Raw genomic sequence first — 25,085 nt, forward strand, 5'->3', positions numbered from 1 at the left:
TGTCTGACGGATTCTGTGTACGCAACCGCAAGAAGTCAAGAGAAACGAACACTAATGAACAATTTTAGTGAACGATTAAGTGGAGCAACTTTCTGTCGCCCTCCGGTGTCACTTGAGTAACCGAGCAACCGGAGGAAGAAAACTATGGTGCGCAGGAAGCACTGGTTGATCACGGCCGCGTGGGCGATGCTGAGCGCCGCACTGGTCGCCACTCCCGCCCAGGCCGCCCCACCACCGGCCGGTCCGCCGACCCCGAAGCCGTCCTCGACCGTCACCCTGATCACCGGCGACAAGGTGATCGTCACGCCCCAGGGTCAGTCCTGGGCGGTCGAGATCGAACCCATCCACAGGCCGGGCAAGCAGGAGGACTTCTTCCGGCAGATCAGCCCAGCCGGAGTCACCGTGATCCCGGCCAGCGCGCTGCCGCTGGTGCGGTCCGGCGTACTGGATCGGGCCTTGTTCGACGTGACCGGTCTGATCCGGCAGAAGCTGGACGATGCCCACAGCAAGGAGTTGCCGCTGCTGGTGCAGGCCGGCAACACTCGGAGCCTGGCCACCTTCGGCAAGGTGACCCGGCAGTTGCCGGCGGCCAAGCTCGCGGCGGTGTCGGTGCAGAGGCCGTTCGACCTGTCCAAGCTCACCGGCAAGACCAAGGTCTGGCTGAACGGCCGGGCGAAGCCATCACTCGACGTCAGCGTCCCACAGGTCGGCGCTCCAGTGGCTTGGCAGGCCGGACACACCGGCGCCGGCGTGAAGGTCGCAGTACTGGACGGTGGGTACGACGCCGCGCATCCCGATCTCAAGGGCGCGGTGAAGGGCGAGAAGGACTTCGTCGGCGATGGCAGCGGGACGAAGGATGTGGACGGTCACGGGACGCACGTCGCGTCGACCGTTGCCGGCCGGGGTACCGCCTCGGGTGGCAAGTACACCGGCGTGGCCAAGGGCGCTGACCTGCTGATCGGCAAGGTCTGCGGCTACGGTGACTGCCCGTACGACGCGATCATCGCGGGGATGGAGTGGGCCGTCGCGAGTGGTGCCAAGGTGGTCAACCTCAGTCTCGGCGGGGGAGCGACCGACGGTACGGATCCCTTGTCGATGGAGGTGAATCGGCTGACGGCCGCCAGTGGTGCGCTCTTCGTGATTGCTGCCGGCAACCAGGGACCAACGGGCCAGGTCTCCAACCCAGCGAGTGCAGATGCCGCCCTGGCCGTTGCCTCGGTCACCAAACAGGACGCGCTGAGCGAGTTCTCCTCGGTCGGGCCGCGGTTCGGCGACTACGCGATGAAACCCGACCTGGCAGCGCCTGGTTCGGACATCGTCGCCGCACGTGCCGCCGGAACTCTCCCGGACGAGGCGGTCGACGAGAACTACGCCCGCCTGTCCGGTACGTCGATGGCGACGCCGCACGTGGCCGGCGCAGCCGCGATCCTGGCTGGTCAGCACCCGGAGTGGAAGGCACCGCAGTTGAAGGCGGCCTTGATGGCCAGCGCACACCCCGTCGAGGCTGGGGTCTACGGCCAAGGCGCAGGGCGGCTGGACCTTGCTCGGGGCATCGGTCAGCGCGTGCTGGCTGAGCCCGCGAGCGTGAGCTTCAAGCCAGTTCGCTGGCCGCACGACCGGCCGCAGGACGAGAGCAAGCAGGTTGTCTACCGCAACGAAGCCAACGCGGCCGTCACGCTGAACCTGCGACTCGACGTACGGACCGCAGGTGGTGCGCAAGCGCCGGCTGGGTTGTTCAAGACCTCTGTGAGCAGTGTGACCGTACCCGCGCACGGCGAGGCAGCGGTCACGGTTTCGGTTGCTCCTGGCAACGTTGCTCCGGACACCTACGGCGGAAGGCTTGTTGCCTCGTCGTCCGATGGCAAGACGGTCGTGCAGACGCCGCTCGGTGTCTACCTGGAGGGTGAGAGCTATGACCTGACCGTGACGATGAAGGACCGGACGGGTGCGCCGATCGACCCGCAGACCGGCTATGGCCTGGCCGCGGTGGTCAGTCTCGACGACCAGGACGCGCAGTACTTCCCGGTCCTGCCGGGGGACAAACTCCGGTTGCCGGCCGGACGGTACGGGTTGATGTCGTCGCTGGGCACTCCGGTTCCCGGCAGGTTGGAGCCGTCGGTGACGTCGGCCGCTGTACCGGAGATCGACCTGCGTCGCGACACCGTCCTGCCGCTCGACGCCCGGCAGGGCCGACGGATCAGCTTCACGGTGGATGCCAAGGACGCGAAGCTGGTTGCGGGGACGGCCGGTCAGCAGATCCAGACGGACAAGGTCAGCTCCGGCTGGACCAGCGGCCTGGTGCGGGAGCACTACGCGGTCCCGACCAAGCCAGTGGAGCACTTCGCCTACTACACCCGGGCACAGTTGGAGCGCCCACTGGTCCGCGCGACGGTGAAGGGCAAGGATCTCGGCGCCGACTGGGTGCCGGATGGTGCTCAGCTCGTCGGCCAACGGAAGTTGGCGGCCGTCGACGTCGGTCATGCCAGCGCCGAAGACCTGGCCGGCAAGGACGTCAAGGGCAAGCTCGCGGTGTTCACGCTCTCGGGTGACGAAGGATCCGAACTCGATGAACGAGTCGGGATGATCCAGGAGGCGGGCGCTGCAGCGGCGTTCCTCTACCTCAAGGACCCGACCAGACTCAGGACGGATGGACCCAAGCTCCCGACGCTGTACGTCGACGACGCCACCGCCGGTCGCATTGCCGGACAGCAGGTCACGATCACCGGGAATGCGGGCAGTCCGTACCGCTACGAGCTCGCGTTGCCCTCGCCCGGCAAGATCCCGGCCAACCTGGCCTACCGTGCTCCGAACCGGCGTCTGGGTGCCGTCCGGGCGAAGTACCACGCGTTCGGTCCGGGCGGTATCGGCTACCTCGACTTCCACACCGTGGCTGGGAACATCGACATGGGCGGTGGGCTGTGGTCAGGAGTGGTGAAGATGCCGACGGCCCGGACCGAGTACTACTCGGCCGGCGTTCTGTGGGAAACCTCGCTGCGTGCAGCGGCGGCGTCGGAGGGGCATGAGCAGGGCTATCAGGGCCTGCCGCACACCTACAAGCCGGGTGAGAAGCTCGCGATCGACTGGGCGAAGCCGGTGCTCGGGCCCGGCTTCGGTGCGTTGGAGATGGGAGAGACCGATCGGCCGCTACAGGCGTACCGCGACGGTGACTCGATCGATGTCCTGCTCCCGCTGTTCAGCGACTCGGCCAACCACACCGGTCTGCCCAGGCCAGAGGAGTACAGCTTCGCCGACAAGGGCACGACCAGCCTGTACTCCGATGGCAAGCTGCTGGCGCGGACCGACAAGCCGGGGGAAGGCGTCTTCAAGGCGCCAGCCGGCGGAGCGGCGTACAAGCTGGCGACCGAGGTACGCCGGGACAATCCTGCCTGGCCGCTCTCGACCCGGATCTCGGCCGAGTGGACGTTCCGGTCGAAGACGACGAGTGCGCCGGAGTCGTTGCCGTTGCTCGCCGTCCGGCTGGATCCGAAGGTCGATCTGCTGGGCTACGCCCCTGCTGGGAGAAGGTTCACGATCCCGGTCAGCGTGCCTGGTGGTGAGTTGAAGACCGTCGAGGCGTCGTACGACGACGGCGCGACCTGGCGTCCGGCTGTTGTTCGCAAGGCGCGATCGGGGTGGACGGCAACGATCACCAATCCGGCGAGCGGGTTCGTCGCGGTCCGTTCCACCGCGGTGGATGCCAAGGGCAACGCGGTGACCCAGACGACCGTGCGCGCCTATCGGCTGAAGTGATTGCTGTTGCGTCCGGAGAGCCAGCGGCTCTCCGGACGCAACAGCGTCAGCGTGCGGGGAGGATACGGCCGGTGACGGAGCCGAGGCCAAGGCTGGTGCCGGTGCGAGTGGTCGCGGTGGCGGTGATGGTGACCTCGTCGCCGTCCTGCAGGAAGGTGCGTTCCTCACCCTTCACCGTGATCGGCTCGCGACCGCCCCAGCTCAGCTCGATGAAGGACCCGCGCTGGTCCTTCTCCGGACCGGAAACGGTGCCGGAGGCAAACAAATCTCCAGTCCGCACGGAAGCGCCGTTCACGGACAGGTGAGCGAGCATCTGGGCCGGCGACCAGTACATGTCCTTGTACGGCGGGCTGCTCACCAACTCGCCGTTCCAGTACACCTCGAAGGTGATGTCGTAGTTCACCAGCGAGTCGCTCGCCAGGTATGGCAGGACGGTCGGCTCCTGTGTGGGCAGCGGAACGGTGGCGCCGTCGAGCGCCTCGAGCGAGACGACCCACGGCGAGATCGACGTGGCGAACGACTTGCCCAGGAACGGCCCGAGGGGCACGTACTCCCACGCCTGCAGGTCTCTCGCCGACCAGTCGTTGACCACGACAACGCCGTACACGTGATCCTTGAAGGCCTCGACGGAGACCGGCTCGCCGAGCTTCGACGGGCTGCCGACGACGAAGCCGAGCTCCACCTCGATGTCGAGCCGCTGCGACGGCCCGTACGTCGGTGCCGTCTCGGCGGGCGCCTTGCGCTGACCGCTCGGCCGGACGATGTCGGTGCCGCTGGCAACCACTGTGCCGGCGCGGCCGTGGTAGCCGACCGGGAGATGTTTCCAGTTCGGGAGCAGCGGCTCCGAGTCGGGGCGGAACAGCCGGCCGAGGTTCGTGGCGTGCTGCTCCGAGGCGTAGAAGTCGACGTAGTCGGCCACCTCGAACGGCATCTCCATGGTCACCTCGGACTGCCGGACCAGGTGCGGCTCGACGGCCTCCCGGTTGTCCTCGTTGCGGACCAGGTCGAGCAGCCACTCCCGGGTCGCGTGCCAGGCCGGGCGGCCGAGCGCGAGGAAGGCGTTTAGGGTGGGCTCGCTGAACGTCTGCGACCCGTCGACCGTCCGCGCCGACGCGACCGGGGTGAGGTCGATGATCAGGTCACCGATCGCCGCGCCCATCCGAGGCTCCTGGCCGGTCAGCCGGAAGATCCCCAACGGCAGGGTGTCCGGGCCGAACGGGGAGTTCGCGGGGATGTCGATCCAGGTCACTGGGACTCCAACAGGTTCAGTGCGGTCAGGTCGTGGCGGGGCTCGTCGATGCTGCAGGATCCGAACGAGGTGAACCAGCGGCGGGTGCCGGCGGCCTGTTCCTCGGACAGTGCCGCGGCCGCCGCGGCGAGACTCTCGCCACCCCGGTTCTCCAGTACTGCGGCCATCTCGTCCTGCGTGGCACCGTCGAGCGAGGCACGGGTGGCGAGCAGGACGTTGAGGAAGCCGTGGTGCTCGAACCCGGTGTCGTCGGCGGTGTGGCGAAGGGCGTTGTGCAGACCCGCCGTGCACTTGAACGCCACCTCGCGGTCGAGACACGCGGTGATGAAGGCGGCGACCTGGTCGGCCGTCGGGAACAGGGTCGGGTCGAGGCCGCCGGTGCGCAGCTTGGCGGCGTACCCGGCGTCGGCGACGACGTCAAGCGCGCGCTCCCAGGCGCCGTCCAGGCCGATCTCGACAAAAGCGTTCTCTTCGTCGAGGCAGTCGTCACAGACGCGGACGACCCGGAGCGCGTTGCGCGACAGGTCGTCCTCGTCGCGCAGCCGGACCTCGATCGCCGTGACGACGACGTCGGCCGACCGATCGCCGTACCGGACCGCGGGCTCGATCCCGCCGGCGCCGCCGGTGATCACGACGGCGACCTCGAGCGGTGACTCGCCTTTGGCGGCCTCGGCGGCGACCTTCATCAGGTTGTCGTCGGTACAGATCAGCGGGCCGACCAGGTCGGCGTACGCCGCACGCCGGTGCTCGCGGTGCGCGGCAACGGCATCGACCAGGGGGAGGTCGCCGGGCGGGAACATCGCCGCGTCGTCGACCAGGTGCCGGAACAGGGCAGGGATGGTTGACATGGGTCCGAGCCTAACGGATGCTTTCGGTAAGCGGACACAAGCGTCCGATAAACGTACACTGTAGAAGAAAATACACACTGGAAGAAGGAGTCATGGCGTTCTACCGGCAGGCCGGACAGATTCCGCCGAAGCGGCACACCCAGTTCCGCAAACCGGACGGCGGGCTGTACTACGAGGAGTTGATGGGCGAGGAGGGGTTCTCGTCGGACTCGTCGCTGCTGTACCACTCGGGCGTGCCCTCGGCGATCGTCGACTCGCAGATCTGGGAGCTGCCCGACCTGTCCACCACGCCGAACCACCCGCTGACGCCCCGGCACCTGAAGCTGCACGACCTGTTCGAGTCCGGTGCGGGCAACAACGTCGTCGAGCACCGCCGGCTGGTCCTGGGCAACGGCGACGTCCGGATCTCGTACGCCGTCGCGGCCGACGTCTCGCCGTACTATCGCAACGCCATCGGCGACGAGTGCGTCTACATCGAGCGCGGCTCGGCGACCGTGGAGACGGTCTTCGGGGTGCTGGAAGCGGTCGAGGGTGACTACGTGATCATCCCGCGGGCCACCACGCATCGCTGGCTGCCCGGCGCGGACGGCGTACAGGCGTACTGCATCGAGGCGAACAGCCACATCGCGCCGCCCAAGCGGTACCTGAGCCGGTTCGGGCAGTTCCTCGAACATGCGCCGTACTGCGAACGTGACCTGCATGCGCCGGCCGACGTGTTCGTTGTGGAAGGCAATGATGTCGAGGTGCTGGTGAAGCACCGCGGCAACGGGGCCGGCGGGATCGTCGGCAGCCGGATGACGTACGCGACGCACCCCTTCGACGTGGTCGGCTGGGACGGGTGTCTCTACCCGTACACCTTCAACGTGAGCGACTTCGAACCGATCACCGGCCGCATCCACCAGCCGCCGCCGGTCCACCAGGTCTTCGAGGCGAACAATTTCGTCGTCTGCAACTTCGTCCCCCGCAAGGTCGACTACCACCCGCTCTCGGTGCCGGTGCCGTACTACCACTCGAACGTCGACTCCGACGAGGTGATGTTCTACTGTGGCGGCGACTACGAAGCCCGCAAGGGAAGCGGTATCGGGCTGGGCTCGATCTCGCTGCACCCGGGTGGCTACGCCCACGGACCCCAGCCGTCGGCGATCGAGGCCTCGCTGGGTGCCGAGTCCTTCGAGGAACTGGCGGTCATGGTCGACACCTTCCGCCCGCTGGAACTCGGCGAAGGCGGCGCTGCGGTGGACGACGGCAAGTACGCGTGGACTTGGGCGGGTCGCCGCCTGTGAGCCAGCTGGACAGGGCGGCTTCCATGCCCTGTCCAGCTGGTGTGCGTCGAGCTAGTTGACGACCCGGACCGAGTCACAGCCCAGGAAGGTGTAGGCGTTGCCGTCCGGAGCCGTGTAGCGGCCCTTCAGGCAGGCTTGGGTTGAGCTCAAGGTGAGCCCCGAGTCGGCTGGTTTGAAGTGGAGGATCATGTCCAGGTCGGCGTCCCGGGTTCGTTCGTCCAGTTCGTACGAGCGTTCCGGGTGGGCGATGCCGTGGATCTCCTTCGCTCCGGTCGGTGTGGTGGTGTTGAACAGGTTGGATCGCAGACCCCACCGGGCGGTGGAGACGTCGATTCCGGTGGCGTCGAAGGCCAGCGGGAGGCCGTATTCGCCGGCCTTGGTGGTCAGGGCAGCGACCGTCGCGTCGGTGTTCAGGTTGACGGCGTTCGGGTAGCCCTGGGGCCGGACGTTGACGGCTATCGGGACGACGCAGTCGATCTGGAACGAGGCCGTTCGCTGGTTGTTGCTGGGATCGGGGTCCAGGTCGGCAGGGTTGGCCAGTGTGAGCGACGCCGTCAGCGTGACCGTCTTCAGGCCCGGTTTGGTGCAGTTGACGGACGCCTTCGAGGTCACGGTCCGCGGGGTGCCGACGGCCAGTGCCGCCTGGTCGGAGTTCGACGTGGCCGGGGTGACGGTGACGCCGGAGTCGGCGGTTGCCGTCGTGGTCAGGACCGTGTCGATCGGGCTGGACGGGCCGGCGTTGGCAATGCCGACCTCCAGGCCGATCGGCGCCGGCTCACCCATCAGGACCTCGCGCGGACCGGTGGCGGTGGCCCCGGTGACCTGGACATCGGCGAGCGCGACGACCTTGGTGGTCGTGGTCGCGGTGTTGTTGCCGGGGTCGGAGTCGGTGCCGTCGTGCGAGACCGTGACCTGCGAGCTGATCTCCTTCGGCCCGCCGGTGCGGTAGACGAGGTCAGCCGGGACGTCGACCGTGACGGTGGCCGAGGCGGAAGCGCTGGGCGCGAGGTTTCCGAGTTCGCAGGTGACCACGCCGGCCGCGTGGGTGCAGCCCGCGGACGCCGAGGCGAACGTGACGTCACTGGGCAGGGTCTGCTTCGCCACCGCCGCGTACGCCGTGTTCGGCGCGCTGTGGTTGTGCGCCTGCAGTTGGTAGGTCAGCTTGGTGCCCGCGCCGACCGGGTCGGGTGCGTCGGTCAGATGGACGTCGAGGTCGGTGCGGCTGACCGCTTCGCGGAAGGCGGCCTTGATGTAGTCGGCGGTCTCCTTGTCGAGTTCGTTGGCGGACGACTGCCCGCTGCTCGGTGGTGAGAGGGGTCCCTTGTACTTCAGGTTCTGCCAGTCGTCCCAGCCGTTGAGCTCGGTGGTTCCCACGGTGCCGGGCGGCGGCGTACCGGGGCCTGGCGTACCGGGTGCGGGCACCAGGTTGGGGCAGCCCTGGGAGGTGGCGATGCCCATGAAGTTCACGTCGGTGGACACCGTGCCGGCGTCGATGTTGGCGGCCGCGTCGGTGCCGTCACCGTCGCGGTCCCAGTTCACCGGGCCGTTGCCCACGCTGACCCGCCAGGGCCGGGCGCCGTCGCCGTCCCAGAGGAAGATGTCCGAGGTCGGCGCGCCGACGCCGGCGGACTCGCTGAGTGCGTCCTCGTCGAGGTCGTTCAGCTTGTCCCGGGAGAAGTCGAGCCGGGTCCGGTCGCGGCCGTCGACCAGGCCGTCGTTGTTGATGTCCCGGATCGGCGGGAGCGCTGTCGGCGACGTGTCGGGTACGCCGACGGTCTGGTAGACGTAGCTCATCACCGAGTGGTAGTTCGGCTTGCAGTTGATCGTGTCCCCGCCGCCGTGCCCGAGGCCGAGAGCGTGGCCGAGTTCGTGCGTGAAGGTGCCGGACTGGTCGCGGACGCTGCCGACATCGCCGGCCCAGCCACCCAGGCTCACCAGCACGTCCTTGCCGGAGTCGGAGCAGCACAGCCCGGAGCTGCCGTTCACCACCGGAGGTCCGCCGGGCGTCGTGGGCGGGTTGTCGGGCTGCCGGTGGTTCCACAACGAGTAGTGGTAGTACGGACGCAGCGCGGGGTCGAACTTCGCCGCGCGGATCGTCTGACCGGTCACCATCGCGCCGGCGACGGTCGGTCCCGCGGCCCAGGCGAGCTTGTCGGTCTCGCTCAGCTGATCGTCGACGACCATCATCAGCTGTACGCCGTTGGACTGGTCGGCGCCGGCGTACGGGCAGCCCGGGTTGGCGAGCACGTCACCCGCGTTGAAGGCAGCTGTCGCCTCGTCGATCGCCGCCTGCTGTGGCCGGTGAGTGTGGAGATCCGCGCCGACCATGTAGTCGATCTCGGTCAGGATGGTCGGCCTGCACGGGCTGGCGGCCACCGCGGGCCGGGTGCCTGCCTCGTCGTTGGCCTCGACCGCGCGCAGATTGCCGTGCTGCGGGACAGTGCCCGCCTTGTCGGACACGATGCCCGAGCGCTCGATCCCGTCGTGCAGGCCGTCGCCGTCGAAGTCCACGCTGTCGCCGAAGGTGACCGAGAACCAGATCGCCGCCGAGTCGTCGCCACTGCCGGTGGAGTAGCCCAGGTTCGCGGTCGGTACATCGCCGGAGAAGTCACCGGTGGCCGGGTCGATCACGATGTCCAGGTTGTCGTCCCCGGAGGCGATGTCGATCAGGTCGTCACCGCTGGTGCTGTCGTGGTCCCAGACCTGGATCCGGACGCCGAACGGACCGGCGGCCCGGTCGAAGGTGCCGGACAACTGCCACTGCGGCGAGATCTCGGTCTGGTCGTCCGCCGCGCGGGGCGAGGTGACTTCCCCGCTGGGGAAGAACGCCTTGGCGTAGTAGTCATTGGGACAGGAGCCGAACGGGATCCCGGCGACGTCGCGCTCGTTGTCGTCGCAGTCCACCTCCCAGATCTTGTGGATCGTGATCGTCGCCTTGACCACGTCCGCCGCGCCGGCGGCCGGTGGAGCGACCCCGCCCAGCCCAACCGCCAGTGCGGCCGCGGCCAGCAGCCCGAGTAACTTCCGTGCTCTCATGACATGAACCCCCACGTTGAATGGTCGCCCCCCTGGTACGGCCTTTGCCGCCATCGTGGGCGCCGTCCTTCAGGCAGTCTTAAATTCTCCTTCGCCTGGGCTGTAGATCCGTGTCGATGGGCGGACGGACCCCGCGCCTGAGAAGGTGGGGGGATGAGCGATCAGGGTCCGGTGCAGTCGTTTGTGGTGGGCGTTGATCGGGAGGTTGTGGCGCAGCGGCGGGCCGTGGTCAGCAAGGGGCAGCGCCGGGGTGCGTGGGTGACCCTGGTGATCGGGGCCCTGGGCATCGTCGCGGCGGTTTATGCGCTGCTGGCCTTTCGTGGGGCCGGGTTGTGGCCGTTTGCGTTGTTGTTGATCGCGGCAATGGTTCCGCTGGTCTTGAGCACTGCGCAGGCGTTGCGGCTCGACAGTGAGCGGCGGCGGTGGGTGGCGGCCAATGAGCTGCCGCCGGTGGCGATGCGGATGTCGCCGAAGGGGCTGGAGCTGGCGTGTGAGGGTGCCGCCTACCCGGTGATCCTGCCGTGGGGGACGGTGCACGGGTTCAAGCAGGTGAAGAGCTTCGGGCAGTTCGTGCTCGAGCTGAAGCTTGCCCCGGGCATTGGCGCGACCACCGCCGGAGTACGGGGGCTGGACCAGCCGGCGGTCAGGGCTGTCGTCAAGCCGAGTCCGCTGCTCAAACCGACCGGGCTCTACCTGGTGAAAGCCCTCGACCAGCCGGTCCACGTGATCGACCAGGCCCTGAAGCACTTCTCCGCCGGCAAGGCGTCGATTCTCACTTAGGAATCAGCAGGGAAGGGCCCGGAAGGTGTAGCCGCGGGCGGTCAGCTGGGTGAGGGCGCGGTCCAAGGCGGTGACTGTCTGGGTGCGGTTTCCGCCGCCGTCGTGCATCAGGATGACAGCGCCGGGGAAGGCGTCGCGGAGGATCTGGCGCTCGATCTTGGCCGCGCCCGGCTTCTCCCAGTCCTTGGTGTCGACGTCCCAGAGCACCTCGCGCTGGTGGTTCGCCGCCGCGACCGCCGCCACCGCCGCGTTCGTGTCGCGGTACGGCGGCCGGAAGCACTTCGACTTCACGCCGCTGAAGATCTCCTGCCGGACTCGCTCCGGGGGCAGCTGGGTCAGCTGCGGGTGATCCCAGGTGTGGTTCCCGATCGTGTGACCTTGTGAAAGCGTCGTCGCGATCAGGTCCGGGCGCTTCCCGGCCTCGCGCCCCAGCACGAAGAAGGTCGCCTGCGCGCGGTGCCGGGCCAGCACGGTCAGCACCTTCGGGGTGAACTCCGGCTGCGGGCCGTCGTCGAACGTCAGGTAGATCACCTTGCCGTCGTTGCCCAGCGTCCAGTCGTCCGCCCGGACCGGCGTACCGGTCCGCTGACTTCCGGAGCTCTTGGCGGCGCTGCCAGGGCGGCGCGCGGTCGACCGTTTGTGCTTGGTGAGCTTCACGGCCAAGGGCAGGCGCACCGTGGCCGGAGCCCGCCCAGCCGGTCCGGAGGCGACGGTGCGGTCGCCGGTCGTCGACGGTGCGGAAGGGTTCGCCGCTTGAGCGAGGGCGGCGCCGAACAGGAGGGCGGCAACAAGAAAAAGTTTGCCGGGCGGCAAGGTCATGGGCGGCATCCTCTCCTGGCGACAGGGCCATCCCGACACAGCCCTCCGGCGCGCCGCACGTATCGTGCACCCCGGGGCAGGCCACACCCACGGTCCGCCCCCAGCCAGAACCAGACGACGCGTGAGGCGACAGCGATGACGGACAGCGACCAGACGACGGCCGGTACGCCGGCAGGCCCGGCAGACGGAGTGGCGGATCGGACCATGGGCAGGCGAACGGTGATCGGTGGCGCCGCCGCGACGGCCCTGGCCGCGGCCGGTTTCCAGGCGGCTCCGGCGTACGCCGGGGGCTCGAAGACGGTCCGGCTCAGCGTGATGGGCACGACCGACCTGCACGGCAACGTCTTCAACTGGGACTACTTCAAGAACGCCGAGTACGACGACAGCGCGCACAACGACATCGGCCTGGCCAAGATCTCCACCCTGGTCACCGCGGTCCGCGACCGGATCGCCGCCGACCGGCACGCCCCCGCGCCGCTGATGCTCGACGCCGGCGACACCATCCAGGGCACCCCGCTGGCCTACTACTTCGCCAAGATCCAGCCGATCACGGGTGGTCACGTGCACCCGATGGCCGCGGCGATGAACGCGATCGGGTACGACGCCGCCGCGCTCGGCAACCACGAGTTCAACTACGGCCTCGACATCCTGCGCAACTTCCAGCAGCAGCTCGATTTCCCGCTGCTCGGCGCCAACGCCCAGGACTGGACCACCGGCCTGCCGGTCTTCCCGCCGTACGTGCTCAAGCGCGTGCACGTGCCCGGCCACCAGCCGATCACCGTCGGCATCCTCGGCCTGACCAACCCGGGCACCGCGATCTGGGACAAGGCGAACGTCGAGAACAAGATCAAGTTCGGCGGCATCGTCGAGCTCGCCAAGGTCTGGGTACCGCGGATCCGTGCGGCCGGCGCCGACGTGGTGGTGGTGTCCGCCCACTCCGGCATGGACCTGTCCTCGTCGTACGGCGACGCGCTGCCGGTCCCGGAGAACGCTTCGGTCCTGATGGCCGAGACCGTCCCCGGCATCGACGCCGTCCTGGTCGGCCACGCGCACGTGGAGATCCCCGAGCGGCTCGTCACGAACAAGGTCACCGGCGAGCAGGTCCTGCTGACCGAGCCGCTCAAGTGGGGGATGCGGCTCTCGCTGATCGACCTGGATCTGCAGAAGGTCCGTGGCCGGTGGCAGGTCGTCGGCCGGCACAGCCAGGTGCTCAACGCGAACACCGTCGCCGCCGACCCCAAGGTCACCAAGCTGCTGCAGCAGGACCACGACAAGGTGGTCGGCTACGTCAACTCCAAGATCGGCACCTGCACGGAGGCGATGTCCGCCGCGACCGCGCCCTGGGAGGACACGGCCGCACTCGACTTCGTGAACTTCGTCCAGGCCGACGCGGTCAGCAAAGCACTCGCCGGTACGCCGCAGGCCTCGCTCCCGGTGCTCGCGATCGCGGCACCCTTCAACCGGTCGGCCGCGATCCCGGCCGGTGACGTCTCGGTGCGCGACGTCGCCGGGCTCTACATCTTCGACAACACGCTGATCGCGGTCACCATGACCGGCGCCCAGGTGAAGGACTACCTCGAGTACTCCGCGGTGTACTTCAAGCAGGTCAGCGGCCCGGGCCCGTTCACGCCCGACCAGGTCACCAACGCTCCGACGCCGACCGCGCCGAGCGGTACGCCGGACTACAACTACGACATCATGGGCGGCCTCACCAAGCCGCTGACCTACCAGATCGACATCGCCAAGCCGGCCGGCGCACGAATCACAAACCTCTCGTACGGCGGTGCTCCGGTGGCCGCCGGCCAGCAGTTCGTCGTTGCCGTGAACAACTACCGGCAGTCCGGCGGCGGCAACTTCCCGCACGTCAAGACCGCGCCGGTCGTCTACAACCGCCAGGTCGAGATCCGCCAGCTGATGATCGACTACGTCACCAGCACCGGCGAGGTGAACCCGGACGCCTTCCACACCACCGACTGGTCCCTGACCGCCAACGGCACCCCGGTCGTAGTCAAGGCCTGAGCAAAGGCAAGCTCCCCGCCGCCCAGGCGGGGAGCTTGTTCAGCAGTTCAGTGGGTGCCGGTGACAACCAACATCTCGCACGGTCCGGCGAACCCGTCCGGACCTTCGAACTGGGCGAGTTGCTCGGTGATCTCCTGCCAGGCGGCTGCCTTGGCGTCGTCGTCCAGCTTGGACAGCATCTGGTGCAGCGCGCCGAACGAGTCCCGCTCGAACTGGACGCACTCCGCGGCACTGCGCAGCCGGACCGGCGACGGAACGGTCGTCACCGTGACGTCGCGGAAGCCCGCAGCTGTGAACGCCTTCTCCGCGACCCCTGGTCCGCCGAGGCTGAACGGCCCGGGCTGACCAGGAAGCGGGGGCGGCAGTTCCGCCCGGCGGCGGATGATGCCGACCGGGATGGCGAAGAAGCCGTTGCGCTCCGGCGTCGAGTAGACGACCGCGGAGAACTTCCCGCCCGGCCGCAAGGCCCGGCGGATCCCCGTGAGGGCCGCCTGCTGGTCGGGGAAGTAGATCAGGCCGACCCGGGAGATCGCTGCGTCGTACCCGCCTCCGGGGAGCGCGGAGAGGTTCTCGCCGTCGGCCTCCAGGGTCTCGACGGTCTCGATCCCGGCGTCGGTCGCGGCGCGGGCGGCGTACCGGAGGATGGCGGGGGAGATGTCGGTGGCCAGCACCTTGCCGCCGGGGCCGGCGAGTCGCGCGGCGGCGAGGGTCTGTCCGCCGGCTCCGGCGGCGACGTCGAGCACGCGGTCGTCCTTGCCGATCCCGGCCGCGCGGAGCATGGCGTCGGTCGCCTCGCCCAGCCAGTCCTCGATAGTGGGACCCCAGCGGTGCCACGCCTCGGCGGCCTCCTCCCACTGGGCGCGGGTCGTCTGCTTGAACGCGATCGGATCGAAAGTGGTGGTCATGGGTTCCCCCTCGGTGTGATGAGGGTTCCAGCGGACCACCAGCGGGCGACCCGCGACCAGTACAGGTTCTGGACCGTGCTGGTACAAATCCTGGACCGGGCGCACACTGAGGGCGTGCGAGACTACGGCCAGTACTGCCCGGTGGCGCTGGCGAGCGAGGTGCTGGCCGATCGGTGGACGCCGCTGATCGTTCGCGAGCTGGTGCTGGGCAGCCGGCGGTTCAACGACATCGACCGGGGACTGCCGGGGATCTCCCGCACGTTGCTCAAGCAGCGTCTGCACCACCTGGAACGCAAGGGCGTGCTGGAGCGCGTCCCGGTCGCTCGCGGGCACGAGTACCAGCTCACGCCGGCCGGTCGGGACCTCGAAGGCGTCATCATGGCGATCGGGGAGTGGGCGGTGCGCTGGATGTTCTCCGAGCCGCAGCCACGCGAGGTCGATCCGATCACGCTGACCTGGTGGATGTCCCGGCGGGTCGATCACGACGAGCTCCCCGCCGAGCGGGTCACGCTCGAGTTCGACTACCGGGGCGACGATCCGACCCGGATCTGGCTGGTCCTGGATCGGGAGGAGGCCTCGGTGTGCACCACGCATCCGGGCTTCGACTGCGATGTCGTGGTCACCACCCAGCCGGTGGACCTGATGCGCGTCTTCTCCGGCATCACCACCCTGGATCAGGCGCGTAGGGACGGCGCCGTCGTACTCGCTGGGTCACCCCGGCTGCTCCGGATGCTGCCGGGGTGGTTCCTCTGGAGCCCGTTCGTCCCTGCCGTGCAGGAGCGGATGAGCTGATCAGGTCAGAGCGACGCCCGCCGACCGCAGGTCGACCAGGGTTTGCTCAGTGCTGGTCGGGGCGACGCCTGCGGTGAGCCCGGTCAGCACCGTCGTGGTGAACCCTTCGCGGTGGGCGTCGAGGGCGGTCGCGCGGACGCAGTAGTCGGTCGCGATACCGCAGACGTCGACCTGGGTGACGCCCTTCTCGCGCAGCCAGTCGGCCAGTGGCATGCCGTTCTCGTGGCACTTGCCCTCGAACCCGGAGTACGCCGCGGCGTACTCGCCCTTGTCGAAGATCGCGTCGAAGGGTTGCGGGTCGAGGTTCGGGTGGAAGCCGACGCCGTCGGTGCCGGCCACGCAGTGCCGCGGCCAGGAGTTCACGAAGTCGGGCGTGTCGGAGAAGTGGTCACCGGGGTCGACGTGGTGGTCGCGGGTCGCCACGACGTACGTGTAGTGCTTGTCCGCCGGCTCGGCCTCGTGCCACCGGTGCAGCAGTTCACCGATCCGGAAGGCCACGTCGGCCCCACCGCTGACGGCCAGGCTGCCCCCTTCGCAGAAGTCGTTCTGCACATCGACCACGATCAGCGCCCGGGTCATCACACACTCCTTCTGGGTGTCCTTGACCCCACGGTACAAGCCCTGGCCGTCGTCAGCGGTGAAGTTCGCGTGCTTTCAGGCGACCCGCGCGGTGCCGCCGTTCACCCGGACGATCTCCGCCTGGGTGGCGGTGGTCCGGGCCGAGCAGAGGTAGACGATGCTCGCGGCGACGTCCGCGGCCTCGGGGAAATCGGCGGTGAACCGATCCCTGAGCTGGGTCAGCAACTCGCCCGGGATCATCCGGTGGACGCCGTTCTCGAGCGTGATGCCCGGCATCACGATGTTGACCAGTACGCCGTCCTGGCCGAGGTCGTGCTGCAGGCTTGCCGTCAGCCCGTGCAGCCCCGCTTTGGCTGACCCGTAGGCCCAGGATCCGGTCATGCCACGCTCGGCCAGGTCCGTGGAAACCAGCACGACGCGGCCCTGGTCGGAGTTGCGCAGCGCCGGCGCGGCCTGCTGGACCAGGTGGAAGTTGCCTTCCAGATTGGCGCGCAGGATCGGCAGCCACTGCTCCTGCTTGGCGTCCTCGATCCGGGTCGGCCGGTCGTGGAAGCCCTCGCCCCAGAACACGGCGTTGCCGACCAGTACGTCGAGTCCACCGAACCGCCCGACCGTTTGCCCGACGGCATCCGCGATCGACTCCGGCGCCGACAGATCCATCGGTACGACGAACGCCTCGCTGCCCGCCGCCGTGATCTCCGCCGCTACCTGGTCGGCGGCGTCCTTGCGTGAGTTGTAGGTGATCGCCACCCGCGCGCCCTCCCGGGCGAACGCCAGCGCGGCCTCCCGCCCGATCCCGGACGAGGCTCCGGTGACCAGTACTCGTTTGCCCTGCAGTCCCAGCTCCACAGCGTGTTCTCCTCGCGCTCACGCCGACTCAGTTAGCCGACTAAGCAAATAACTTAGCCGACTAATTTACCGATCACAACCGGTTGCTTCGCCACCGTGAGGGCAGCAGTTGGGGTCAGGCTTCGAGGCGCTTCTTGATTTCCTGGAGGTCGGTGGCGATCTCGGCGGCCCGGTCGCGGTCCTCGGACTTGTACGCCGCGAACTGGGCGGCGGCCTCGCCGGCCTCGTCCCGCAGCCGCCTGATCCGGTGGGCCGCGTCGGACAGCTCGGTCTCCCGCTTCTTGTAGGCCGTCCAGTAGCTGTAGCCGGCGACGGCGACGATCAAGATGCCGATGATGATCCAGAACGGATGCGTCAATCCCAGCCCGACCGCCACGAGGACTCCGGCGACAACCGCCGCGATCGGTCCCTTGACGTCGCCGGCGGACAGTGGCTGCACACTCGACCCGATTGCGCCTTCGGCGGCGGCCAGGGACTGACGGTCCGGACCGTCCGGCAGGAGATCGACCGTCCGCCACTCGATCTCCTGGCTCACCCGCGGCGGGGTGGGCATGCTCGCCGCCTGGGCCAGTGTCTCCGCGTCGGCCGCCACGCCGGTCGCGACCACGCGCAACGCGGTCGCCGCGAGGTGCGGCTCGTCGGCGTTGGCGAGATCCGCTTGCAGTAACGCGTCGACCGTCCCGGCCGAGTCGTCGATCGCACCGTCGTCGGTCTGAGCGCCCTCGACGATCTGGCGCCGGAGCTCGGCGACCCGGGCGAGCGAGGCCTGCTCGGGCTCACTGCCTTCGGAGATCAACAGCCGCAGTACTGCGGAAGTGCTGTCCGGGTCGGGCTTCTCACTGGCCGCGTAGGCGAGCTCGCGGTCGGGCTCGAGCACGCTGGTGTCGCCCGTGATGGTCTCGACCGCGGTCCGGAGCTGGCTCAGGTCAGCCCGGGCCCTGGTGGCCCCGGCGATCTCCCGGTACGCCGGGCCGGTGACCTTGACCTTGTCGGCGCGGGTCATGACGTGGCCGGCCCAGAGCTGGGTCGCAGCGGTGCTCGGCACCTTCAGTCGCGCGACGATCGAGTTCTGCCCCTCGAGCCCGAATCCGCCGCGGGCAGCGGTGGTCCACAGCGCCCGCTGCGCCCGGGTGACCGTGCCGTCGGCAGCCAGTTGGCCGAAGGCGGTGTCCAGCCACTGCTGGCGAACCTCGTTCCGCCGGCCCAGCGCAGCGAGCGCGAGACAGAGGAAGATCGAGGACCGCCGCTCGTCGCGCTTCATCGCCTCGGCCAGCATGGCCTCATCCACGCCGCGATCGGCGGCCAGACCACGAATCGCCTCGACCGCCGGCCACAACCAGTACGCCGGTACGTCGCTTCCCGCGGCCGGCGGGTGCTCGCCGGACGCCAGCGCGGCCAGCACCTGCCCGGCGCGGCGGCGTACCTCGGCGGCGTCGGCGAAGCCGATCAGGTCGAAGCGGATGTCGGACAGTTCGACGAAGGCGTTGAAGGCGGTGGTGAGCTGGCCCAGCCGCGTCTCCATGCTGCCCTGGACCTGCGACAGCCGGAACCGCAAGCTCGACGCTTCGGACGTGACGGAGGCCATCTGGTCGCGCAGTTCGGCCAGTTCGCGGTTCTGGCGGTAGTCGGCCCAGTCGTTCGTCATCGGCGTAGCTCCCGTTCGATCGGCTTGTGCGCGCAACAGCATCCCGCGAGCCCGGGGTCAGTCCGCGGGCAGGGGGCCGGAACGACCGGCCCGCAAACGGTGATTTCAAATGGACGGTCGATTGTTTTCCGGCCATTTCTGGGCGCACGGATGAGCTTTCATGGGGGCCGTCGGCATGAATCTGGGTGGTGATTACCCATTGACGGTTTCCCCTGTGTGAGCAGGGTTCCGGGCTCGGTCGCGGAGAGAGAAAAGGCTGGAAAAATACACTGAAAGACAGCGTCCCGAGCGTATTGGAATTGGTAGTTCCCGGTGCTCTAATGATCGCGTTGCGGTGCCGCCGCAACGGCTGACAATCCGATGCTGGAGGAAGTCATGGAGCAGAAGGTCGAAGTGGCTCGCGAACCGAGGAAACTCCTCGTTCGCAAGCTGGAGAACCTCGAGACCACCCTGATCATCACCGACCCGGGCGGCGGCGGTGGCGGCTGCCGGGACGCCACCTGCGGCTAGCCGACCAGGTTCTCAGCCGGGGCGCGGGTGACCGCGCCCCGGTCCGCCGGCCGGAAACCGGCTCGCGGCGACGGTTTCAGGGGAGGAAGGGGTAGCGATGTTGCGGCCACGGATCAAGGGCATCCACAAACCCGTCCGGCTGACGCCGACGCTGATCAACATCGGCGGCCGGCAGCTGGGCATCGGCGCCGAGATCGACGACCCGGACGGCGACCGCTGGCAGTTGCTCGGCCTGATGGACGGCACCCGGACCGGGGACGAGATCGTCGCGGCCCTGGTCGCCGACCGGCCCGAGTTGAGCGCGGTGGAGGTGGCCGAGTCGATCCAGGCGCTGATCGACGCGGGATACGTCGAGGACGCCGCCGGACCGGTCCCGGACACCTTGAGCCCGGCCGAGATCGAGCGCTACGACCGGGCGACGACGTACTACGCGTGGGTGGACCTGACCCCACGCGCCAGCCGGTACGACGTACAGGCTCGTTTGAAGGCCAGCAGCGTCGTAGTACTGGGCCTCGGTGGGACTGGGTCCGCCGTTGCCTCGTCACTGGTCGCAGCCGGCGTCGGTACCGTGCACTGCGTCGACTTCGATGTCATTGAAGAAGGCAACCTCACCCGCCAGCTGCTCTACACCGAGGACGACCTCGGCAAGCCGAAGGTGCCCGTCGCCGTGGAGCGGCTCAGCCGGATGAACTCCCACGGCACTGTCACCGGCGAGGAGAAGCGCGTCTTCAACACCGACGACGTTGCCGATCTGATGCACGATCACGACTTGCTCGTCCTCTGCGCCGACCAGCCGCAGAAGCTCATCCGCCAGTGGACCAACGAGGCCGCACTCCGCACCGGCACCCCGTGGATGCTCGCCCAGTACGCCGGTCCGATGGCCGTCATCGGCCTCTTCATTCCCGGGACCACTTGTTGCCAGGCGTGTCTGGTCAGCATGACCGACTTCATCCGGGACCAGTACGGCCAGGAGCCCGAGGACTTGTTCCCCTTCGACGGGCATGCCGTGATCGCGCCGACCGCGAACCTCACCGGGCACATGGCCGCGATGGAAGCCGTCTACCACCTGGGCGGGATCCCCACCAGCACGGCCGGCCGGATGTTCCACCTGAGCCTGACCGACCTGACCTACCACTACGTGGTCACCCCGAAGACCGGCGAGAAGTGCGAGACCTGCGGCTGGGTGGGCCGATGACGATCGCCTCCCTCGACGCGACCAGCCGGCCCAGTGTCGGGCATCTGCTGGTCCGCAAGGAGGACGAGGACGAGTTCGTGCTCGGCAACCCGGACACCGGGCGATTCGTCGTCGTACCGGAGGCCGGTGCGCGGCTGATCGAGTTGCTTGCCGCCGGCCACACCGTCGCGGAGGTCGCGAGCATTCTCGAGGAGGAGCTCGGCGAACCGGTCGACGTGGTCGACTTCGTCGAGATGCTGGTCGAGGCTGGGCTGCTCGACGAACGCGAAGCGGCGGGGGAGACTCCGGGGGAGCCGGCGGAGGAGGCCGACGACCAGGCGGGCCGGGGCAAGAAGAAGGTCAAGTACTGGGTGGTGTCGAAGATCCCGCCCTGGGTGGTCAAACCCCTGTTCGGCAAGGCCGCCTGGACGTTCTACGTGGGTTGCCTGGTCGCCACGCTGGTGATGTTCGTCGCCGACCACTCGCTGCTGCCCAGCTACGAGGACGCCTTCGTGGTGACCGACATCGTGCTCAGCCTGCTGATCACCAACGTCGTGGTGATGGGCCTGGCCGTCGTGCACGAGATCTGGCACGCGTTCGCCGGCGCGGCGGCCGGCGTCCGGTCGCAGCTGCGGCTCGAACGGCGGGGCATCTTCACCGTGCTGGAGACCGATCTGAGCGGCCTGTGGGCGTTGCCGCCCGGCAAGCGCTACAGCCCGTTCCTCGCCGGGATGGCCTTCGATTCGGTCGTGCTGTTCGTCGCCGTCGCACCGCGGTTCGCCTGGTCGCGCGGTTGGATCGACCTCGACCCGACCATGGTCCGCTTCCTTGCGATGCTGGTGCTCAGCCAGGTCGGCAAGCTCGCCTTCCAGACGATGGCCTACCTGCGCACCGACATGTATCTGGTGATGGCCACCGCGACCGGCTGCAAGAACCTGCACCAGGTGACCCGGCTGAGCCTGAAGAAGCGGATCCGCAAGCTCAGCCCGCAGGAGCAGGCGATCCTGCGCAACGCCGACGCCAAGGATCTGCGGGTGGCCCGCTGGTACCGGCTGCTCTATGTGGCCGGCATCGTCTGGATGGCCTGGTTCGTCCTCAACTTCGTCCTGCCGGCCGCCAAGGTGACGCTCGGCTGGGCGTCGGGCGTGATGGTCGGCGCCCCGCCGCTCAGCTTCTACTGGTGGGAGGGCATCTTGCTGGTCTGCTTCGCGCTCGTGAACCTGACCGCACCCCTGATCATTGCTGTGCGCAACCGGCTCCGCGCCCGCCGGGCGGCGGCATGAAGGCCGCGCGGCGGGTGGGGGTGCTGGTGAGCGTGATCGTCACCGGGCTGAGTGTGCTGACCATGTCGGGTCTCGCGTTCGGAGTGCTGCTCGGATCGTTCACCGACAAGCCGGCGCTGGCCTGCGACCAGGTCCCCGGCACACCCCAGCCGTTCGAGGGCAAACGCCACATCCCGTACGACGGTGCGCCGCACGAGCCGTATCGCTCGCTGCCCCCGACCTCCGGGCCGCACTCGGCCCGCGTGGTGCCCCCGGGGCTGTATCGCGAGCCGATCGCGGAGGAGTTGCAGGTGCACGTGCTCGAACACGGACACGTGTTGCTGCAGTACGCCCCCGACGTACCGGCCGAGGTGGTCGACGAACTCGAGCGGCTCGGTCGGCAGTATCCGCGCGACGTGGTGGTGGCGCCGTACCCGAAGCTCGGGCACGGCATCGCGCTCAGCGGCTGGCAGCGCTCACAGCGCCTCGACTCACTCGACGAGGCGGCGATCGTCGCCTTCGTGACGAAGGTGCCGGGCCGCTACAACCACCAGTGGCGCAACGGCGCAACCGACTGCCTGCCACCACAGCGCTAGTACTCCTCGCGAGGGGTTAGCGGCGGCCCTGCTTGGTCGGCGGGATGATGGTGCTGTCGCCGGCGTTGGCCTTCGGGGTTTTCGGTTGCTTGGGTTTGCGGACTTCGCGTCCGCCCTTGTTCTTCGCCATGAGGTGCTCCCGGGTGAGGGTGTCGCGTGGGCTGCCTGAGCTCTGCGGAGCCTGGTGCGCCGCGGAACTCCTGGTCCCCGGGGGTTACCCCCGAAGGTACACCCAGTGCCTGCGTCCATAAGCTCTGTGGCATGGACCGGAGCGAAGCCACGCCGCCTCACGGGCATCCGTGACGGGGTGGGAGCAGGTCGCGCTGGTGGCCGCGGGCCTCGGAGCGGGCCTGCTTACCTCGACGGTCGGAGTGGCCTCGCTGCTCAGCTTCCCGGTGCTGATCGCGCTCGGCATCCCGCCGGTGGTCGCCAACGCGTCGAACACCCTGGGGCTGATCCCCGCCAGCCTCGGCGGATCGCTCGGCTACCGGCGCGAGCTGCGCGGGCAACCGGGCGTGACCTGGGTCCTCGTCCTGACGGCCGCGATCGGCTCGGTCGGCGGCGCCGTACTGCTCCTGGCCTTGCCGTCGAGTGTCTTCGAGTCGATCGTGCCCTGGCTGATCCTCTTCACCTGTTTGCTGGTCGGCGCCCAGCCGTGGATCTCCCGCTGGCTACGCTCCCGCAGACACCCGGACGACACCCACCCCCGTACTACGTTGTCGCCCGCAACCACCATCTTCGCCGGCTTGACCGGCGTTTACGGCGGGTACTTCGGCGCCGGCGCGGGCGTGATGATGATGGCCGTCCTCAGCCTCGGCCTGGACCTGGATCTCCGCATCGTCAACGCGTTGAAAACCCTGGCCCTGCTGGCGGCCAACGTCGTGGCCGGCCTGATCTTCGTCTTCGTCGCCGACCTCGACTACACCGCCGTCGGCCTCCTCGCTGCCGGCTCCGTCATCGGCGGCTACACCGGCTCCCACCTCGGCCGCATCCTCCCACCCACGTTGCTCCGAATCCTGGTAGTCCTGGCCGGCCTCGTCGCCGCCATCACCATGTTCTGACAGAAAACAGTGCCCCCACCCAGGACGGGTGGGGGCACTGGAGTTTCGGCGGGTCAGGCCAGCTTGGTGAGTGAGGAGATTGTTGCCTTGTGCAAGCGGGGGATCACGTTCAGGGTCTTCGGGTCGCTGCGGTAGAGGTGTGAGCCCGACTCGAAGAGCAGGTACGCGCGGCCGCCGTACTCGGTGATGCCCTCGGACATGCTCGGTGCCCGGAAGCAGCGCAGGGTCGCCTTGTCCAGATCGGGCTGGCCGCGGCGGACGACGTACAGGTTGCTGCGCTTGTCACGGCCGTACGACGTGCTGAAGACGAAGTGGCTGCCGGTGACCATCAGGCCCTGGGTCTTGGTCGGGACCTCCCACGCCTTGTTGATCGTGGTCAGGCTGCCGTTGCTGTTGATCTTGTACTGGTACATCTTGTCGCGGCCGTTCTCGTTGAACTTGCCGGACCACAGGTAGCCGCCGTAGCTGGTCAGGAAGGATGCGCCGTAGACCTTGCGGTCGGGGCCGACCGGGTTGATCTTCGGCGTCTTGGGAGCCTTCATCGCGGTCCGCAGCGTGGACAGCTTGTACTTGCGGATGGTGTTGGTGCCACCCTGCACGAACGCCCAGCCGTTGCTGGTGGTGATCCCGCCGGCGTGCGTGGGGGCGATCGCGACCGCGCCGACCGCCTTGTTGGTCGCCGGGTCGATCCCGATGATCAGGGAGTTCGCGCCCTTGCGGTAGGCGGTGACGAGGATCAGGTCCTTCTTGCCGTCCCAGTTCCACCAGGTGCCGGCGCCCTGCGGCGTGTGGGTGCCGAGGTACGGCACGGCCGCGCTGCTGCTGAAGCGGGCGTCATACACCTTCGACGCGGACGGCCCGTCGTAGAAGGGCTTGCTGCCGGTCGCGGTGCTGCAACTGATCGCCCGCGCCGCGGTGACCGCCTGCGCGGCCTGCGTGCTCTGCGTGGCGGCCTGCGAGCTGTCCGATCCGTTGATCGCGACAACGATCGCGGATCCGGTGGCCAGTACGCCGGCCAGCCCGAAGGCGGTGACCATGCGGCGACGGGTGAAGGTGGTGGAGCGCAAGATGCATTCCTCTCGACGTTCGGTGAACGCCCGACAGTAGCTACTGCTGGAGGTCACCGACGAAACGGGTGAGCGTGGCCGGCTCCAGATCGGCTGTGTAGGCAGCGAAGTGGGGCTGGTCCCAGCCCGAGCCGCCGAACGGCAGGTAGTGACCCCCTGCTTGCTGCACGATCAGCTGGGCGGCGCACACGTCCCACGCACTGATCGAAGTACCGACCGTCGCGTCGGACCAGCCCGCTGCCACGTGCGAGATGCTCAGCGCGGCACTGCCCGGCCGACGGACAGTCCCGTACGACGTGACGAGGCCGGCGAAGGATGCCAAGGCGGCCTCCTGGTCGCCGGCCAGGTCGCGGGCTGCCGGGTAGCTGGTGAGCAACATGGCTTCGGCCTCTTGCTTGCTGCCTCCGGAACGGAGTGGCTCGCCGTTGAGCCAGGCACCGGACAGGTCGGCCGTGAAGAGGTGGCCGGTCATCGGGTCGAGAACAGCGCCGGCGACGACCCGTCCGTCGAGTACCGCGCCGATCGACGTACAGAAGAAGGCGAGTCCGCGGGCGAAGTTCGCCGTCCCGTCGATCGGGTCGACGTACCAGGTGACCTCGCCGGAGCCTTCGTGGGCGCCGTCCTCCTCACCGACGATGCTGCTGCCGGGGAAGTTCTTGGTCAGCAGCGCGGAGATGGCCTCCTCGGCGCGGCGGTCGTGGACCGTCACCGGGTCGTGCTTGTCGCGCTTGAACTCGACGTCCATACCGGCCCGGAACGCGGCCCGCAGATCGTCGGCGACGAGGCGGGCCGCCTCGGCGGCGGTGGCGGACAGCTGCTGGGAATGGGCGATCAGGTCAGCGTCTGTGGACATGCGCATCA

General features: G+C 68.5%; 20 protein-coding genes. 10 read left to right on the forward strand and 10 right to left on the reverse strand.

Translation table 11 applies throughout. From position 1 onward, the window contains the following. Positions 1 to 144 precede the first annotated feature (144 nt). Positions 145 to 3,750 (forward strand): S8 family serine peptidase, encoded by a 3,606-nt coding sequence (locus AB0F51_RS23665; protein ID WP_360283330.1) that lies wholly within the window; start codon positions 145 to 147, stop codon positions 3,748 to 3,750. Between the two features lie 46 nt (positions 3,751 to 3,796). Here the strand turns inward: AB0F51_RS23665 and fahA are convergent, their stop codons facing one another. Both fahA and AB0F51_RS23675 read right to left on the reverse strand, forming a co-directional pair. Further along, positions 3,797 to 4,999 (reverse strand): fumarylacetoacetase, encoded by a 1,203-nt coding sequence (gene fahA, locus AB0F51_RS23670; protein WP_360283332.1) that lies wholly within the window; start codon positions 4,997 to 4,999, stop codon positions 3,797 to 3,799. Continuing rightward, the gene (locus tag AB0F51_RS23675) at positions 4,996 to 5,847 is read right to left on the reverse strand and encodes a hypothetical protein (RefSeq protein WP_360283334.1); all 852 of its coding nucleotides are present in this window, start codon (positions 5,845 to 5,847) and stop codon (positions 4,996 to 4,998) included. Before AB0F51_RS23675 ends, fahA begins: the two co-directional genes overlap by 4 nt. 92 nt (positions 5,848 to 5,939) lie before the next feature. On the opposite strand from AB0F51_RS23675, the gene AB0F51_RS23680 reads away from it, so the two are divergent. Further along, positions 5,940 to 7,130, forward strand: a complete 1,191-nt coding sequence (locus AB0F51_RS23680) for a homogentisate 1,2-dioxygenase (RefSeq protein WP_360283336.1) — start codon at positions 5,940 to 5,942, stop codon at positions 7,128 to 7,130. Positions 7,131 to 7,181: 51 nt separating this feature from the next. Here the strand turns inward: AB0F51_RS23680 and AB0F51_RS23685 are convergent, their stop codons facing one another. After that, complete coding sequence (locus AB0F51_RS23685) at positions 7,182 to 10,166, reverse strand: hypothetical protein (RefSeq protein ID WP_360283338.1); 2,985 nt, start codon at positions 10,164 to 10,166, stop codon at positions 7,182 to 7,184. A gap of 153 nt (positions 10,167 to 10,319) precedes the next feature. On the opposite strand from AB0F51_RS23685, the gene AB0F51_RS23690 reads away from it, so the two are divergent. Next, complete coding sequence (locus tag AB0F51_RS23690; RefSeq protein WP_360283340.1) at positions 10,320 to 10,946, forward strand: hypothetical protein; 627 nt, start codon at positions 10,320 to 10,322, stop codon at positions 10,944 to 10,946. Between the two features lie 3 nt (positions 10,947 to 10,949). On the opposite strand, the gene AB0F51_RS23695 is transcribed toward AB0F51_RS23690, so the two are convergent. Further along, a complete protein-coding gene (locus tag AB0F51_RS23695) occupies positions 10,950 to 11,765 on the reverse strand; it encodes a polysaccharide deacetylase family protein (protein ID WP_360283342.1) in 816 nt (271 codons plus the stop codon). A gap of 135 nt (positions 11,766 to 11,900) precedes the next feature. On the opposite strand from AB0F51_RS23695, the gene AB0F51_RS23700 reads away from it, so the two are divergent. Next, complete coding sequence (locus AB0F51_RS23700; protein ID WP_360283344.1) at positions 11,901 to 13,784, forward strand: 5'-nucleotidase C-terminal domain-containing protein; 1,884 nt, start codon at positions 11,901 to 11,903, stop codon at positions 13,782 to 13,784. Between the two features lie 47 nt (positions 13,785 to 13,831). On the opposite strand, the gene AB0F51_RS23705 is transcribed toward AB0F51_RS23700, so the two are convergent. Further along, entirely contained in the window at positions 13,832 to 14,689 is an 858-nt protein-coding gene (locus tag AB0F51_RS23705) for a methyltransferase domain-containing protein (RefSeq protein ID WP_360283346.1), read from the reverse strand. A gap of 114 nt (positions 14,690 to 14,803) precedes the next feature. Here AB0F51_RS23705 and AB0F51_RS23710 point away from each other — a divergent pair, with 114 nt between their 5' ends. Continuing rightward, positions 14,804 to 15,481 carry a helix-turn-helix domain-containing protein gene (locus AB0F51_RS23710; RefSeq protein WP_360283348.1) on the forward strand — a complete coding sequence of 226 codons (678 nt, stop codon included), beginning with the start codon at positions 14,804 to 14,806 and terminating at the stop codon, positions 15,479 to 15,481. On the opposite strand, the gene AB0F51_RS23715 is transcribed toward AB0F51_RS23710, so the two are convergent. From AB0F51_RS23715 to AB0F51_RS23725, 3 genes are all read right to left on the reverse strand, one after another. Further along, positions 15,482 to 16,060, reverse strand: a complete 579-nt coding sequence (locus AB0F51_RS23715; RefSeq protein WP_360283350.1) for a nicotinamidase — start codon at positions 16,058 to 16,060, stop codon at positions 15,482 to 15,484. A 75-nt stretch (positions 16,061 to 16,135) separates the two neighbouring features. Continuing rightward, the gene (locus AB0F51_RS23720; RefSeq protein WP_360283352.1) at positions 16,136 to 16,909 is read right to left on the reverse strand and encodes an SDR family oxidoreductase; all 774 of its coding nucleotides are present in this window, start codon (positions 16,907 to 16,909) and stop codon (positions 16,136 to 16,138) included. Between the two features lie 115 nt (positions 16,910 to 17,024). Further along, entirely contained in the window at positions 17,025 to 18,554 is a 1,530-nt protein-coding gene (locus tag AB0F51_RS23725; RefSeq protein WP_360283354.1) for a hypothetical protein, read from the reverse strand. A gap of 360 nt (positions 18,555 to 18,914) precedes the next feature. Here AB0F51_RS23725 and AB0F51_RS23730 point away from each other — a divergent pair, with 360 nt between their 5' ends. The 5 genes from AB0F51_RS23730 (at position 18,915) to AB0F51_RS23750 (ending at position 23,157) form a co-directional block, all read left to right on the forward strand. After that, positions 18,915 to 19,064 (forward strand): hypothetical protein, encoded by a 150-nt coding sequence (locus AB0F51_RS23730; RefSeq protein WP_360283356.1) that lies wholly within the window; start codon positions 18,915 to 18,917, stop codon positions 19,062 to 19,064. A 97-nt stretch (positions 19,065 to 19,161) separates the two neighbouring features. Continuing rightward, a complete protein-coding gene (locus tag AB0F51_RS23735) occupies positions 19,162 to 20,259 on the forward strand; it encodes a ThiF family adenylyltransferase (protein ID WP_360283358.1) in 1,098 nt (365 codons plus the stop codon). Further along, complete coding sequence (locus tag AB0F51_RS23740) at positions 20,256 to 21,521, forward strand: PqqD family protein (RefSeq protein WP_360283360.1); 1,266 nt, start codon at positions 20,256 to 20,258, stop codon at positions 21,519 to 21,521. The genes AB0F51_RS23735 and AB0F51_RS23740 overlap by 4 nt, the downstream gene beginning before the upstream one ends. Then, positions 21,518 to 22,096, forward strand: coding sequence for a DUF3105 domain-containing protein (locus AB0F51_RS23745; RefSeq protein WP_360283362.1), 579 nt, complete (start codon positions 21,518 to 21,520; stop codon positions 22,094 to 22,096). Before AB0F51_RS23740 ends, AB0F51_RS23745 begins: the two co-directional genes overlap by 4 nt. Before the next feature lie 299 nt (positions 22,097 to 22,395). After that, positions 22,396 to 23,157, forward strand: a complete 762-nt coding sequence (locus tag AB0F51_RS23750; RefSeq protein ID WP_360283364.1) for a sulfite exporter TauE/SafE family protein — start codon at positions 22,396 to 22,398, stop codon at positions 23,155 to 23,157. A gap of 53 nt (positions 23,158 to 23,210) precedes the next feature. Here AB0F51_RS23750 and AB0F51_RS23755 read toward each other — a convergent pair whose 3' ends face one another. After that, positions 23,211 to 24,224, reverse strand: coding sequence for a hypothetical protein (locus AB0F51_RS23755; RefSeq protein WP_360283366.1), 1,014 nt, complete (start codon positions 24,222 to 24,224; stop codon positions 23,211 to 23,213). Positions 24,225 to 24,264: 40 nt separating this feature from the next. Further along, the gene (locus tag AB0F51_RS23760; RefSeq protein ID WP_360283368.1) at positions 24,265 to 25,077 is read right to left on the reverse strand and encodes an inositol monophosphatase family protein; all 813 of its coding nucleotides are present in this window, start codon (positions 25,075 to 25,077) and stop codon (positions 24,265 to 24,267) included. Between the last annotated feature and the right edge of the window lie 8 nt (positions 25,078 to 25,085).

Origin of the sequence: Kribbella sp. NPDC023855, assembly GCF_040639475.1 — a bacterium.
Classification (GTDB): Bacteria; Actinomycetota; Actinomycetes; order Propionibacteriales; family Kribbellaceae; genus Kribbella.